We start from the raw sequence: 13,218 nt of genomic DNA on the forward strand, positions 1-13,218 counted from the left end.
CGGGCATGGAGCGTTCTCATGCCAGCTCTTTACGTGATGATCCCGGCAGCGCTGCTGATCGTGGCCATCGCCGTCTACATCTTCTTCTGGGCGGTCGACAGCGGTCAGTACGACGACCTCGACGGCCCGGCCCACAGCATTCTGTTCGACGACCAAGACCCGAACCATACCGCGGCGGTCGATGAGGCCAGCGGCCATCCGGCCAAACCGGACGACAAGGCGCCACCCCATGCTTGAACTGGCGCCACTGCTGGTGTCTGCGGTGATCCTGGGCCTGCTCGGTGGCGGACATTGCCTGGGCATGTGCGGCGGCTTGATGGGCGCGCTGACCCTGGCGATTCCCAAGGAGCAACGCAGCCGGCGCTTCCGCTTGCTGCTGGCCTACAACCTCGGGCGAATTCTCAGCTACGCCACCGCCGGCCTGCTGATCGGCCTGGCCGGCTGGGCGGTGGCCAACAGCCCGGCGGCGATGTTTATGCGCGTCATCGCCGGGTTGCTGCTGATCAGCATGGGCCTGTACCTGGCCGGCTGGTGGAGCGGTCTGACCCGCATCGAAAGCCTCGGTCGCGGCCTGTGGCGGCATATCCAGCCGATTGCCAACAAACTGTTGCCGGTGTCGAGCCTGCCTCGCGCGTTGTTGCTGGGCGCGCTCTGGGGCTGGTTGCCGTGCGGGCTGGTTTACAGCACGTTGTTGTGGGCGGCGAGCCAGGGTAATGCGCTCGATAGTGGGCTGTTGATGTTGGCATTCGGGTTGGGGACGTGGCCGGTGTTGCTCGCGACAGGACTGGCGGCCGAGCGCGTTACGGCGCTGTTGCGCAAGCGCAGTGTGCGGATGAGTGGCGGGTTGCTGGTGATACTGTTCGGGATCTGGACATTGCCGGGGCCGCATCAGCATTGGTTGATGGGGCATTAGATCGCAGCCCTGTAGCAGCTGACGAGCCTGCGAGGCTGCGTTCGGCGGCGAAGCCGTCGTGAAATCAGGCAGTGCGGTGTATCTGGATGATCTGGTACTCAGGGTTTACGACGGCTTCGCCGCCGAACGCAGCCTCGCGGGCTCGGCAGCTGCTACAGGGCGATGGTTGGCAATGACACCGTTGATGCAAATCAAGATGCCCCAACGCCGCACCCCATAGACTCGCAGCCACTGCAAGCCTATCCGGGGGAATGCCCGCATGCTCGACGCCATTCGTTGGGACACCGATCTGATTCGCCGTTACGACCTGTCGGGGCCGCGCTATACCTCGTACCCGACCGCCGTTCAATTCACCAGCCAGGTCGGCACGTTCGACCTGTTTCATGCCTTGCGTGACAGCCGCAAAGCGCTACGGCCGCTGTCGTTGTATGTGCACGTGCCGTTCTGCGCGAACATTTGCTACTACTGCGCCTGCAACAAAGTCATCACCAAGGACCGCGGTCGCGCACTTCCCTACTTGCAGCGCCTGGAGCAGGAGATCCAGTTGATCGCCTGCCACCTGGACCCCGCGCAAAAAGTCGAGCAACTGCATTTCGGCGGCGGCACCCCGACTTTTCTCAGTCACGACGAACTGCGCCAGTTGATGGCTCAGTTGCGCAAGCATTTCAATCTGCTGGACGACGATTCCGGCGACTACGGCATCGAAATCGACCCGCGTGAGGCCGACTGGTCAACCATGGGTCTGCTGCGGGAATTGGGTTTCAACCGGGTCAGTATCGGCCTGCAAGACCTCGACCCGGCTGTGCAACGCGCGGTCAATCGCCTGCAAAGCCTGGAAGAAACCCGCGCCGTGATCGACGCCGCGCGAACCTTGCAGTTTCGTTCGATCAACATCGACCTGATCTACGGCTTGCCGCGCCAGACGCCCGAAAACTTCGCCCGCACGGTGGATGAAGTCATCGCCCTGCAACCGGACCGGCTCTCGGTATTCAACTACGCGCACCTGCCGGAACGCTTCATGCCGCAGCGGCGGATCAACACTGCCGAACTGCCAACCCCGGCGCAGAAACTGGAGATGCTCCAGGGCACCATCGAACAACTGACCAAGGCTGGTTATCGCTACATCGGCATGGACCACTTCGCCCTGCCCGACGATGAACTGGCGATTGCCCAGGAAGAATCGACCCTGCAACGCAACTTCCAGGGCTACACCACTCACGGGCATTGCGATTTGATTGGGCTTGGGGTGTCGGCGATCAGCCAGATCGGCGACCTGTACTGCCAGAACACCAGTGATTTGAACCTGTACCAAAACACCCTGGCTTCGGCGCAACTGGCGACCAACCGTGGCCTGCTGTGCAACGCCGACGACCGCTTGCGACGAGCCGTGATTCAGCAGTTGATCTGCCATTTCAGCCTGGAATTCGCCGGGATCGAACAGGCCTTCAATATCGATTTCCGTGGCTACTTCGCCGAACTCTGGCCGCAATTGCAGGCGATGGCCAAGGACGGCCTGATCGAACTGGACAGCGAGCGGATCACCGTTCTTCCCGCCGGACGTTTGCTGGTGCGTTCGGTGTGCATGGTGTTCGATGCCTACCTGGAACAGCAGAATCGTCAGCGCTTTTCCCGGGTGATTTAAGACTTCATGGCCAGCGACGCCGCCTTGAGGACTTGCTCCGGCGTCAGGCCTGCTTGCTTCATCGCTTTACTGAGCGCGTTGTTGGCGACGATCAAACCTCCGTTGAGGTTGTTGATAAACGCTTGCAAGGCACCGAGCTTGGCTTTTCTTTCTTCGGGGCTCAGCCGTTTATCTTTCATCACCGCCTGCATTTCGGCGAGTTTTTCGGCGATCTGCTGCTGCAATTTACGAATCATCTTCAGGATCTGCTGAATGTTGTCCGGCAAACCGCTTTGTTCGATGTCGCTGTTTTCACCCTTGGCCTCGGCGGCTTTTTCAATGCCGGCACCGGACAGCGAGACCTTGATGCCTTCGACTTTAGTCGGGGTGTCGACACTCTGCGCCGTGACATCCGAGTCATTGACCGCAGGAAGTCTGGAGGTGTCGAGCAACGACGATAAGCCGCTGCTACCGGGGTTCAACGTGCCAATGGCGGACATGAATGCGGTTCCTTGCAGGCGATCAGTTGACAGGTTATCGGCCACCCGAGCCGTGGCTTTACACGCCTGCGGCAAAATTGCCGTGCGCTGGCCTGAATGTCCTCCCGTGAGTTACCCTTACGGCTTATGTGTGTTTTCCCACAAGGATTAAAGAAATGTCCGAGCCAGTTAAACTGCGCGCTCACAGCCAGGCCCATTGCAAGGATTGCAGCCTGGCCCCCCTCTGCCTGCCACTTTCTCTGAATCTGGAAGACATGGATGCGCTGGACGAAATCGTCAAACGTGGTCGCCCGCTGAAAAAAGGCGAGTTCCTGTTCCGCCAGGGCGACACGTTCGATTCCGTTTATGCAGTACGCTCCGGCGCCCTGAAGACCTTCAGCCTAAGCGATGGCGGCGAAGAACAGCTCACCGGCTTCCACTTGCCGAGCGAGCTGGTCGGCCTGTCGGGCATGGACACTGAAAAGCACCCGGTCTCGGCGCAAGCGCTGGAAACCACATCGGTCTGCGAAATTCCTTTCGAACGTCTCGACGAACTGTCCATTCAACTGCCGCAACTGCGTCGTCAGTTGATGCGGGTGATGAGTCGCGAGATTCGTGACGATCAGCAAATGATGTTGCTGCTGTCGAAGAAAACCGCCGACGAGCGTATCGCGACGTTTCTGGTCAACCTGTCCGCGCGCTTCCGCGCCCGCGGCTTCTCGGCCAACCAGTTCCGCCTGAGCATGTCGCGCAACGAAATCGGCAACTATCTCGGCCTGGCGGTGGAAACCGTGTCCCGGGTGTTCACCCGCTTCCAGCAAAACGAACTGATCGCCGCCGAGGGTAAGGAAATTCATATCCTCGACCCGATCCAGCTCTGCGCCCTGGCTGGCGGTTCTCTCGACTGACTAGTGCAATTGCGGCTGAGCGAAACGGTTCAGCCGCCGTTATACTGCGACGTTTGCAGCCTGCCAGGACAACTCGACGATGGTCTTCGACTCCTTCGACATCAAATCCCTGATCCGCCCCGTGATCGACTTCCCCAAGCCGGGCGTGATCTTTCGCGACATCACTCCGCTGTTCCAATCGCCGACGGCCCTGCGCCTGGTGATGGACACCTTCGCCCACCGCTACGTTGAGGCCGACTTCACCCACATCGGCGCGATGGACGCTCGTGGCTTCCTGATCGGCTCGGTGTTGGCGTATCAGTTGAACAAGCCGCTGGTGCTGTTCCGCAAGCAAGGCAAACTGCCAGCGGACGTGCTGGCCGAAGGCTACGCGACCGAGTACGGCGAAGCCTTCCTCGAAGTGCATGCCGACAGCCTGTGCGAGGGCGATTCGGTGGTGATGTTCGATGACCTGATTGCCACTGGCGGAACGCTGATCGCGGCGGCGAACCTGATTCGACGCATGGGTGCGCGGGTGCATGAAGCGGCGGCGATCATTGACTTGCCGGAGCTGCTTGGGTCGCAACGGCTGGAAGATATGGGGATTCCTACCTTCTGCCTGACGCAGTTTGCGTTGTCGGAAAAGTAAGCGGCGTTTGTGAGGACGCCTTCGCGGGCAAGCCTCGCTCCTACAAGGACAGCGCAAATCCTGTAGGAGCGAGGCTCGCCCGCGAAGACGTCAGCCGCCACACCACAAAATCACAGCCCCATCTGCTTGCTGATAATCTCGTTCATCACTTCCCGCGTCCCACCGCCAATCGACAGAATCCGGTTATCCCGATACAAGCGCTCCACCAAACTCTCGCGCATATAGCCCAAACCGCCCAGAATCTGCACCGCATCCGTGGTGATGCGATCCGCCGTGTCAGTCGCAAAATTCTTGGCCATGGAAATCTCCTTGATCACACTCTGTCCCGCCGCCATTTTCGCGGCCTGGCGGTAGGTAAATTCCCGTGATACTTCCAGTGCCGTGGCCATTTCAGCGAGGCGATGCTTGAGCACCTGGAATTTGCCGATCGGTTTACCGAAGGCCTCACGCTGACGCGCCCATTTCAGGCTTTCCTCCAGCGCAAGCTGCGCGGTCATATTGGCCATCAGCGCCAGGGCCAGGCGTTCGCTCTGGAAGTTGCCCATGATGCAGGCGAAGCCCATGTTCTCGGCGCCGATCAGATTGCCTACAGGCACCAGGCAATTGTCGAAGAACAACTCGGCGGTGTCCGACGCCCACCAACCCATTTTCTTCAATTGCCGGCCGACGGTGAAGCCAGGGGTGCCCTTCTCGATCAACAACAGGCTGATGCCGCCAAAACCCGGCTCGCCAGTGCGCACCGCAACAGTGTAGAAATCCGCACGCACGCCACTGGTGATAAAGGTTTTGCTGCCACTGACCCGATAGAAGTCGCCGTCACGCACGGCACGGGTTTGCAGGTTGGCCACGTCGGAACCCCCGCTGGGTTCGGTGATGGCCAGGGCGCTGATTTTCTCGCCGGACAACACTAGCGGCACCACTCGGTCGCGGACTTCGGGCCGCGCCCACTTGAGGATCGGCGGCAAGCCAATGTCCAGGGAACCGAGGCCCGCGACCAGGCCACCGGAGCCGCAACGCATCAGTTCTTCGCTGGCCGCGACCTTGGCGAACAGATCACCTTCGTGGCTGCCGCCCAGGGATTCGGGGTAACCGATCCCCAGGATGCCGGCGGCACCAGCCTTGAGGTAGAGCTCGCGGGGGAAGCTTTCAGACTCTTCCCACTGATCGATGTCCGGCAGAATCTCGCGCTCGACGAAACGCCTGACGCTGTCGCGGACCAATTGGTGGCTGGGGTCGAAGTATTCCTGAAAGGCAGGCATCGGCGAACTCCACTGAAGGGTTCAGCGACGTTAACCGAGCGCTTGCTTGGTTTTCAACAGGATTGTGTGAATCAGGTGGACCGTAGTGCGGCCATTCGCGAGCAAGCCCGCTCCCACAGGGGATCTGCGGTGCACACAAATCCAATGTGGGAGCGGGCTTGCTCGCGAAGGCGTCGGTTCAAACGCTACAAAGCGATCGGCTTACGCCCCGCAAACGAATGCGCCAACGTCCCGCCATCCACCAACTCCAGCTCGCCACCCAACGGCACGCCATGGGCGATACGCGAGGCGACCAAGCCTTTGTTGCTCAGCAACTGGGCGATGTAATGCGCGGTGGCTTCACCTTCCACGGTCGGGTTGGTCGCCAGGATAACTTCGGTAAACGTGCCGGCTTCTTCAATCCGCGCGAGCAATTGCGGAATGCCGATAGCCTCTGGCCCAAGGCCGTCGAGTGGCGACAAATGGCCCTTGAGCACGAAGTAGCGACCACGGAAACCGGTCTGCTCCACGGCGTACACGTCCATCGGCCCTTCCACCACGCACAGCAAGGTGTCGTCACGCCGGGTGTCGGAACATTGCGGGCAGAGGTCGTCTTCGGTCAGTGTGCGGCACAAACGGCAGTGACCGACCCCTTCCATCGCCTGGCTCAGGGCCAGGGCCAGGCGCGAGCCGCCGCTGCGATCGCGCTCGAGCAGTTGCAACGCCATGCGCTGGGCGGTTTTCTGACCCACGCCCGGCAACGTTCGCAGGGCATCGATCAGTTGGCGAATCAGAGGGCTGAAGCTCATGGGGAAAAGTCCGACAAAACAACGAGACGCGGTTTATACCCGCGCCTCTGGCCAGCGTCAAATACTCAGTCCTGGGCGACCCGCACCACCAGTTTGCCGAAGTTGCGTCCTTCCAGCAGACCGATGAACGCCTCGGGCGCCTGCTCCAGGCCATCGACGATGTCTTCTCGGAACTTGACCTTGCCGTCGCGCACCCACGGCGCCATGGCACTGACGAATTCCGGCTGACGATCACCGTAGTCATCGAACACGATAAAGCCCTGGATGCGTACGCGTTTGGTCAGCAAGGTGCGCTGCAATTGCGGCAGGCGATCCGGCCCGCTCGGCGCTTCATGCGCGTTATAACCGGCTATCAGGCCACACAGCGGAATCCGCGCCTTCGGGTTGAGCAGCGGGATGATCGCGTCAAAGACCTTGCCGCCGACGTTCTCGTAATAGATGTCGACGCCTTTGGGGCAGGCCAGCGCCAGATCATTGGCAAAGTCCGGGCTCCTATGGTCGATGCAGGCGTCGAAGCCCAGCTCCTCAACCACGTAGCGGCACTTCTCGGCGCCACCCGCCACGCCAACCACCCGCAGGCCTTTGATCTTGGCTACCTGGCCGACCACCGAACCCACAGCACCGGACGCAGCGGCAACCACCAGGGTTTCACCGGACTTGGGTTGACCGATGTCCATCAGGCCCATATAGGCCGTCATACCCGGCATGCCGAGCACGCCCAACGCCATCGACGGGCTCGGCAGCCCGGACGGGATCGGGATGATGTTGCGACCATCGCTGATGCTGTGGCTCTGCCAGCCCGTTGAGCCGACCACCAGATCACCTTCGTGAAACTTGGGATTCAGTGAGCGCTCGACGCGACTGACGGCGCCACCGGTCATCACTTCGTCGATTTCTACCGGCGCGGCGTAGGACGGCGCGTCACTCATGCGACCGCGCATGTAGGGATCGAGCGACAGGTAAAGGGTCTTGAGTAACACCTGGCCGTCGGCCAGATCCGGCAGCGCGACGCGCTCCAGGCGGAAATTCTCCGGGGTCGGCGCGCCCACCGGGCGGGACACCAGGACGATACGTTGGTTGAGGGTCAATGCTTGTGGCATGTGAGCGTCTCCTTTGATCGGTGAATTCAGCGGTATAGGGAGCAGACCTTCGTGGGCCAGGCGCGTTCGATGTTTCTGTCGCATCCTGTGGCGAGGGGGCTTGCCCCCGTCGGAGTGCGAAGCGCTCCCAAAACCTGCCACCGCGGTGTATCAGGAAAATCCTGGCCGTAAGTTTAGCGCCTGCTTCGCAGCCGAACGGGGGCAAGCCCCCTCGCCACAAAAGCCGACCAACTCCATCGTCCAGAAACAAAAATGCCAGGCGCAATGCCTGGCATTTTTTTGTAGCCCATCCAACGCGCCTTGGCGAATCAGAATGGCATTTTCATACCCGGCGGCAGTTGCATGCCAGCGGTTACGCTGCCCATTTTGTCCTGACTGTTGGCTTCGATCTTGCGCACGGCATCGTTGACGGCGGCGGCGAATACGGCCTCCAGCATCTCTTTGTCGTCTTCGCTCAGGCCTTCCACCAGGCTTGGGTCGATGGTCACGCGCTTGACGTCGTGACGACCGGTCATTACCACGGTGACCATATCGCCGCCGGCCTTACCGGTGACTTCGGCGTTGGCCAGTTCTTCCTGCATCTTGGCCATTTTTTCCTGCATCTGCTGCGCCTGCTTCATCAGGCCGGCCATGCCACCTTTCATCATGGTAATCACCTCAAAGTACTTGGATAAAAACAGTGTCCGGCGACGGTCGCCGAACGCCTTCAGTTATTAGCCCTGACTGACCAGGGCTTCGACAGGTTCAATAGTATCGTTACGGATCACTGCGCCGAACTGCTCCATCATCTGCTGGATGAACGGATCACCGTGGATCGACTCCTCGGCCTCGCGCTGGCGGTTCACACGACGGCGGGACGCAGCCTGAGCCGGGGTTTCCTGCTCGGGCTTGATCAGCTCCATGCTCAAGTTCAGCGTACGACCGTGGAACTGGTTCAACGCATCGTTGAGACGACGTTGCTGGGTCGCGTTGAACAAGGCGCTGTGGGCCGGGTCCAGGTGCAACAGCCAATTGTCGCCATCGACCGCGATCAGCGTGCAGTTGGCGGCGATGCTGCCGGTCATGCCGGAAATCGGCAGTTTCGGGAACAGCTCCAGCCATTGCAGCGCCAGACCGGTGGCCGGCATGGCGGCTGGCTCTGGCTCGGGTTCCGGCGTCGGCTCGGCGGTGTGCTCGCTGGCCAGTTCGTCGAGGTAGCTGTAGGCCGAGTCGATGTCCGGCTCGATGTAATCCTCGTCCAGCGGCGGCTCGTCATCCAGATCGATGCCCGGCGTGGCGGCGTCGACTTCGGCCACGGACGGCTCGGGAATCGGCGCAGCGGCCCATTCCGGCGCGTCCGGCACCACGCTGTCAGGCGTGGGCATCGGCATCGGTGGCAATTCAGGTTGCTCGCTGGCAGTTTCCAGTACGGGCTCGACCACGGGCTGCTGGACGACCTCGGGTTCAACCGGGTCATTCCACGGCAGGTCGACGACGGCTTCGACCGCCACCGCTTCCACCACAGGCTCTGGCGCGACCACTGGCGCAACCGGCTCAGGTTCAGGCTCGGGCTCAGGGGCCGGCGCAACAACCGGTGCAGGCACAATCGGGGCAACTGCCGCAGGGGCTACCGGCGCGACTTTAGGCGCGGTAGCCACTGAATTTGCGGAATCAACTGTGGCCTGGCTGATCCCCACTGGCTTTAGCGGTTGCCTCGGGGCGTCCGCCGTGTCCGCCGGCCGGAACGCCAGCATGCGCAGCAGGACCATTTCGAAACCACCGCGCGGGTCGGGTGCCAGCGGCAAATCGCGGCGCCCGATCAGGCCCATCTGGTAATAAAACTGCACGTCCTCAGCCGGCAATGCCTGGGCCAGCGCCAGCACCCGATCACGGTCGCCGTGACCGTTGTCGACGCCTTCAGGCAAGGCCTGGGCGATGGCGACACGGTGCAATACGTTGAGAATTTCCGAAAGCACGCCGTTCCAGTCCGGACCTTGTTCGGCCAGATGACGGACGGCTTCGAGCAACGCCTTGGCGTCGCCTTCGATCAGCGAATGCAGGACATCAAACACCTGGCCATGATCCAGCGTGCCGAGCATTGCCCGCACGTCAGCGGCCATGACCTTGCCTTCACCGAAGGCGATGGCCTGATCGGTGAGGCTCATGGCGTCACGCATCGAACCATCGGCGGCGCGACCGAGCAACCACAGTGCGTCGTCTTCGAACGGCACCTGCTCGACACCCAGTACGTGGGTCAAATGCTCGACCACACGTTCCGGCGTCATGTTCTTCAGGGAGAACTGCAGGCACCGGGAAAGAATCGTTGCCGGAAGTTTCTGCGGATCGGTGGTCGCCAGGATGAACTTGACGTAGGGCGGCGGCTCTTCGAGGGTTTTCAACAGCGCATTGAAGGAATGGCTGGAGAGCATGTGCACTTCGTCGATCAGGTAGACCTTGAAGCGCCCACGGCTCGGGGCGTACTGCACGTTGTCGAGCAGCTCGCGGGTATCTTCGACCTTGGTCCGGCTCGCGGCGTCGATTTCGATCAGGTCGACAAAGCGCCCTTCATCGATCTCGCGGCACACCGAACACTCGCCACACGGCGTTGAAGTGATACCTGTTTCACAGTTCAGGCATTTGGCGATGATTCGTGCGATGGTGGTCTTGCCAACGCCACGGGTCCCGGTAAACAGGTAGGCATGGTGCAGCCGCTGGCTGTCCAAGGCATTGATCAGAGCCTTGAGCACATGGGTCTGGCCGACCATTTCGCGGAACGAGCGCGGACGCCATTTACGTGCAAGAACCTGATAACTCATCGAAAACCGTCGCAACTAAGGAACAGAAGCGGCTAATGCTAGCGGAGCAGGCCCGAAATTGCATCCGGTGTGCTCGTCTAATCTGACTAAGCTGCAGTTTGGGGGCTATTTTCGGCTCGGGGTTCATCAGTACCGGAGCGTTTATGCGGTTGGCCGTGGGGGCATTGTTGTGGATAAGTCTGAACGTCGCAGCCGCCGACGCGCCTGTGCGCTTCGTCATGGCCGACAGTTGGGCCATGCCGATGGTGCAACTGGATCGCGGCCGGCCGACCCAAGGCATCCTTTACGACATCATGCTCAGCCTCGCCACCCAGGTCGGGGTGCCAGCCGAATTTCATGTGCTGCCCCGCGCGCGGGTGCAGGGCGCCATGGAACACGGCGAAGTCGATGTGCGCTGCTATGCGGCGCAGTCGTGGCTGCCGAACCAGTCCGGGGATTACATCTGGAGCATTCCACTGTTTCTGCAACGCGACCTGCTGGTCAGCCGGCAAGGCCCGCCCGCGTCGATTGTCCCGGCCAGCCTGAAACATGAATCCATTGGCACGGTGCTCGGCTATGTCTATCCGACGCTGCAACCACTGTTCGATAACGGCCAGTTGCAACGCGAAGACGCGCGTAATCAGGAACAGGTGCTGGATAAACTTCTGGTCGGACGCTACCGCTACGCCGTCACCAATCAATGGACCCTGGACTGGTTCAACCAGCGCCTGATGCCGGGCCGGCAGTTGCAGGCGGTCGCGGTGTTGCAGGAGCAGAATGTCGGTTGCTACGTGCGCAACGACCCGAAGGTGCCGGTGCAACGGATTTTGCGCACGTTGCTGCGGATGAAAATGTCTGGGGAGATTGATGACATTATTGGGCTCTATACGGGGGCGGAACCTCGTACACCTTGAACAACACCGAAACCCTGTGGGAGCGGGCTTGCTCGCGAAGGCGGTGTGTCAGTCACATCATTGCTGAATGACCCACCGCTTTCGCGAGCAAGCCCGCTCCCACAAGGGGATTGGGGGCAGGCACAAAATATCAGCCAACTTGATCCAGCACTTGCCATTCCACCGGCGCAACAAACCCCGCAACCCAGGCCGGCACCTCGGCGGGCGGCATCGGTTTGGCAATGAAATAGCCCTGCGCCACTTCGCAGCCGAGTTCCAGCAACAATCGACCATGTTCGATACTCTCCAATCCTTCGGCAATCACTTGCCGGCCAAACGCCCGGGCCAGGCCGATCACGGCAGTAGTCAGGGCCAGATCGTCACGATCGTGGAGAATGTCGCGTACAAAGGATTTATCGATCTTGATGGTTTGCGTGCGCAGGCGCTTGAGGTAGCTCAGCGACGAATAACCCGTACCGAAATCCCCTAGCGAAAACTGCACCCCCAGCGCCTGGCAAGCCTGTAAACAGGCACTGACGTGCTGGATGTTTTCCACGGCCACCGACTCGACGATTTCCAGGTCCAGCAGTTGCGGCGCGACTTGATTATGTCGGGCAAGCACCTGCCTGAGCCGTTCAACGAAATCCGCGCGCTGAAAATGTCGCGCCGCGATATTAATGCTGATCGGCCAGCCCTGCCCCGCCTGCTGCCAGTGGTGCAACTGTGACAAGACCTGATCCATCACCCATTCACCGATGTCGATGATCAGATCCGTTTCTTCCACCAACGGCAGAAACTCGCGCGGTAGCACCAGGCCGTTTTGCGGATGCTCCCAACGCAACAACGCCTCGAAACCGACCACCTCTCCGCGACGCATGTTCACCTTGGGCTGGAAATGCAGGCGCAACTCGCCGCCCACCAAGGCCTGACGAACCCGCTCGACGGTCTGGTGCGTGGCTTTGACTTCCTGGTCGCGGGACACATCGAACAGATGAAAACGGTTACGCCCGCGCTGCTTGGCCACATACATCGCCTGATCGGCGTGGCGCAACAGGGTTTCGGCATCTTCGTTGTCGTACGGAAACAGGGTCACGCCAATGCTGGCGAACACATTGACGTCCTTGCCATGCAGCGAATACGGCGCCGAGATCGCCCCCAGCACCCGATTCAGTGCCGAGCGCAGTTCCGGCATGTCCCGCACGTAACGCAACACCAGCACAAACTCGTCACCGGCCAGCCGCGCCACCACATCTTCGCCGCGCACAATCGTGCGCAAACGCTTGGCCACTTCCACCAGCAATAGATCGCCGCTGGCATGCCCGTAGCCGTCGTTGACGGCCTTGAAGCCATCGAGGTCGAGCATGCACACCGCCAGCGGGATGTTTTCCTGGCGGGAGAACTCCAGCGCCTGATCCAGCAAATCCGAAAGGAACGCGCGATTGGGCAGGCCGGTCAATACATCATGTCCGACCCGCCATTGCAGAGAATGCAGCAATTGACGTTTTTCGCTGATGTCGAAGCGAATCGACAAGTAGCGGTCAACCCGCCCGGTGGTGTCGTTGAGCACCGGCACCATGGTGCTTTCGACCCAATACAGGCTGCCATCCTTGGCGCGATTGCAGATTTCGCCCTTCCAGATCTCACCCAAGGCAATGGTGCGCCAAAGCGTGGCGAAGAAATCGGCGGAGTGCAGGCCGGAATTCAACAGGCGATGGTTTTGTCCGATCAATTCCTCGCGGCTGTAGCCGGAGATGGCGCAGAACTGATCGTTGACGTAAGTGATCCGGCCGCTCAGATCCGTTTCGGAAAAAATGGCGGCGGCGTCCACGGCCCTGCGGTATTTCTCATCCATGAG

General features: G+C 60.8%; 14 protein-coding genes. 7 read left to right on the forward strand and 7 right to left on the reverse strand.

Going from position 1 to position 13,218, the window contains the following annotated elements; translation table 11 throughout:
* The first annotated feature begins 18 nt into the window (after positions 1 to 18).
* Genes ccoS through hemN form a run of 4 tightly spaced genes read left to right on the forward strand, consistent with a single transcriptional unit; the run spans position 19 to position 2,555 of the window.
* Positions 19 to 237, forward strand: a complete 219-nt coding sequence (gene ccoS, locus NK667_RS17705) for a cbb3-type cytochrome oxidase assembly protein CcoS (RefSeq protein ID WP_047531427.1) — start codon at positions 19 to 21, stop codon at positions 235 to 237.
* A complete protein-coding gene (locus NK667_RS17710; protein WP_054615626.1) occupies positions 230 to 913 on the forward strand; it encodes a sulfite exporter TauE/SafE family protein in 684 nt (227 codons plus the stop codon). The genes ccoS and NK667_RS17710 overlap by 8 nt, the downstream gene beginning before the upstream one ends.
* A 58-nt stretch (positions 914 to 971) precedes the next feature.
* Positions 972 to 1,133 carry a hypothetical protein gene (locus tag NK667_RS17715; RefSeq protein ID WP_161807671.1) on the forward strand — a complete coding sequence of 54 codons (162 nt, stop codon included), beginning with the start codon at positions 972 to 974 and terminating at the stop codon, positions 1,131 to 1,133.
* Positions 1,134 to 1,172: 39 nt separating this feature from the next.
* Positions 1,173 to 2,555: an oxygen-independent coproporphyrinogen III oxidase gene (gene hemN / locus NK667_RS17720; protein ID WP_054615627.1), complete on the forward strand. Its 1,383-nt coding sequence runs from the start codon at positions 1,173 to 1,175 to the stop codon at positions 2,553 to 2,555.
* Here hemN and NK667_RS17725 read toward each other — a convergent pair.
* Positions 2,552 to 3,034 carry a hypothetical protein gene (locus tag NK667_RS17725; protein ID WP_054054069.1) on the reverse strand — a complete coding sequence of 161 codons (483 nt, stop codon included), beginning with the start codon at positions 3,032 to 3,034 and terminating at the stop codon, positions 2,552 to 2,554. The genes hemN and NK667_RS17725 overlap by 4 nt on opposite strands.
* Positions 3,035 to 3,189: 155 nt before the next feature.
* Between NK667_RS17725 and fnr the strand changes: the two genes are divergently transcribed.
* Both fnr and NK667_RS17735 read left to right on the forward strand, forming a co-directional pair.
* Positions 3,190 to 3,921, forward strand: coding sequence for a fumarate/nitrate reduction transcriptional regulator Fnr (gene fnr / locus NK667_RS17730; protein ID WP_054615628.1), 732 nt, complete (start codon positions 3,190 to 3,192; stop codon positions 3,919 to 3,921).
* 79 nt (positions 3,922 to 4,000) lie between these two features.
* Entirely contained in the window at positions 4,001 to 4,549 is a 549-nt protein-coding gene (locus NK667_RS17735) for an adenine phosphoribosyltransferase (RefSeq protein ID WP_054054065.1), read from the forward strand.
* 110 nt (positions 4,550 to 4,659) lie between these two features.
* On the opposite strand, the gene NK667_RS17740 is transcribed toward NK667_RS17735, so the two are convergent.
* From NK667_RS17740 to dnaX, 5 genes are all read right to left on the reverse strand, one after another.
* Positions 4,660 to 5,808 (reverse strand): acyl-CoA dehydrogenase family protein, encoded by a 1,149-nt coding sequence (locus tag NK667_RS17740; protein WP_054615629.1) that lies wholly within the window; start codon positions 5,806 to 5,808, stop codon positions 4,660 to 4,662.
* Positions 5,809 to 5,993: 185 nt separating this feature from the next.
* Positions 5,994 to 6,596 (reverse strand): recombination mediator RecR, encoded by a 603-nt coding sequence (recR, locus tag NK667_RS17745; protein ID WP_054054061.1) that lies wholly within the window; start codon positions 6,594 to 6,596, stop codon positions 5,994 to 5,996.
* A 65-nt stretch (positions 6,597 to 6,661) separates the two neighbouring features.
* Positions 6,662 to 7,696, reverse strand: coding sequence for an NADP-dependent oxidoreductase (locus NK667_RS17750; RefSeq protein WP_054615630.1), 1,035 nt, complete (start codon positions 7,694 to 7,696; stop codon positions 6,662 to 6,664).
* A gap of 308 nt (positions 7,697 to 8,004) precedes the next feature.
* On the reverse strand, positions 8,005 to 8,343 hold the full coding sequence (locus NK667_RS17755; RefSeq protein ID WP_054054057.1) for a YbaB/EbfC family nucleoid-associated protein: 339 nt from the start codon (positions 8,341 to 8,343) through the stop codon (positions 8,005 to 8,007).
* A 66-nt stretch (positions 8,344 to 8,409) separates the two neighbouring features.
* Positions 8,410 to 10,491 (reverse strand): DNA polymerase III subunit gamma/tau, encoded by a 2,082-nt coding sequence (dnaX, locus tag NK667_RS17760; protein WP_054615631.1) that lies wholly within the window; start codon positions 10,489 to 10,491, stop codon positions 8,410 to 8,412.
* A gap of 143 nt (positions 10,492 to 10,634) precedes the next feature.
* Here dnaX and NK667_RS17765 point away from each other — a divergent pair, with 143 nt between their 5' ends.
* On the forward strand, positions 10,635 to 11,384 hold the full coding sequence (locus NK667_RS17765; protein WP_054054053.1) for a substrate-binding periplasmic protein: 750 nt from the start codon (positions 10,635 to 10,637) through the stop codon (positions 11,382 to 11,384).
* A gap of 130 nt (positions 11,385 to 11,514) precedes the next feature.
* Here NK667_RS17765 and NK667_RS17770 read toward each other — a convergent pair whose 3' ends face one another.
* The gene (locus tag NK667_RS17770) at positions 11,515 to 13,215 is read right to left on the reverse strand and encodes a putative bifunctional diguanylate cyclase/phosphodiesterase (protein WP_054615632.1); all 1,701 of its coding nucleotides are present in this window, start codon (positions 13,213 to 13,215) and stop codon (positions 11,515 to 11,517) included.
* Positions 13,216 to 13,218 lie beyond the last annotated feature (3 nt).

It is taken from the genome of Pseudomonas nunensis (assembly GCF_024296925.1).
GTDB lineage: Bacteria > Pseudomonadota > Gammaproteobacteria > Pseudomonadales > Pseudomonadaceae > Aquipseudomonas > Aquipseudomonas nunensis.

Excerpts from the sequence above, each read along its gene's own strand:
- ccoS (WP_047531427.1), top strand. The coding sequence starts at position 19 with ATGCCAGCTCTTTACGTGATGATCCCGGCAGCGCTGCTGATCGTGGCC.
- NK667_RS17710 (WP_054615626.1), top strand. The coding sequence starts at position 230 with ATGCTTGAACTGGCGCCACTGCTGGTGTCTGCGGTGATCCTGGGCCTG.
- hemN (WP_054615627.1), top strand. The coding sequence starts at position 1,173 with ATGCTCGACGCCATTCGTTGGGACACCGATCTGATTCGCCGTTACGAC.
- NK667_RS17725 (WP_054054069.1), bottom strand. The coding sequence starts at position 3,034 with ATGTCCGCCATTGGCACGTTGAACCCCGGTAGCAGCGGCTTATCGTCG.
- fnr (WP_054615628.1), top strand. The coding sequence starts at position 3,190 with ATGTCCGAGCCAGTTAAACTGCGCGCTCACAGCCAGGCCCATTGCAAG.
- NK667_RS17735 (WP_054054065.1), top strand. The coding sequence starts at position 4,001 with ATGGTCTTCGACTCCTTCGACATCAAATCCCTGATCCGCCCCGTGATC.
- NK667_RS17740 (WP_054615629.1), bottom strand. The coding sequence starts at position 5,808 with ATGCCTGCCTTTCAGGAATACTTCGACCCCAGCCACCAATTGGTCCGC.
- recR (WP_054054061.1), bottom strand. The coding sequence starts at position 6,596 with ATGAGCTTCAGCCCTCTGATTCGCCAACTGATCGATGCCCTGCGAACG.
- NK667_RS17750 (WP_054615630.1), bottom strand. The coding sequence starts at position 7,696 with ATGCCACAAGCATTGACCCTCAACCAACGTATCGTCCTGGTGTCCCGC.
- NK667_RS17755 (WP_054054057.1), bottom strand. The coding sequence starts at position 8,343 with ATGATGAAAGGTGGCATGGCCGGCCTGATGAAGCAGGCGCAGCAGATG.
- dnaX (WP_054615631.1), bottom strand. The coding sequence starts at position 10,491 with ATGAGTTATCAGGTTCTTGCACGTAAATGGCGTCCGCGCTCGTTCCGC.
- NK667_RS17765 (WP_054054053.1), top strand. The coding sequence starts at position 10,635 with ATGCGGTTGGCCGTGGGGGCATTGTTGTGGATAAGTCTGAACGTCGCA.
- NK667_RS17770 (WP_054615632.1), bottom strand. The coding sequence starts at position 13,215 with ATGGATGAGAAATACCGCAGGGCCGTGGACGCCGCCGCCATTTTTTCC.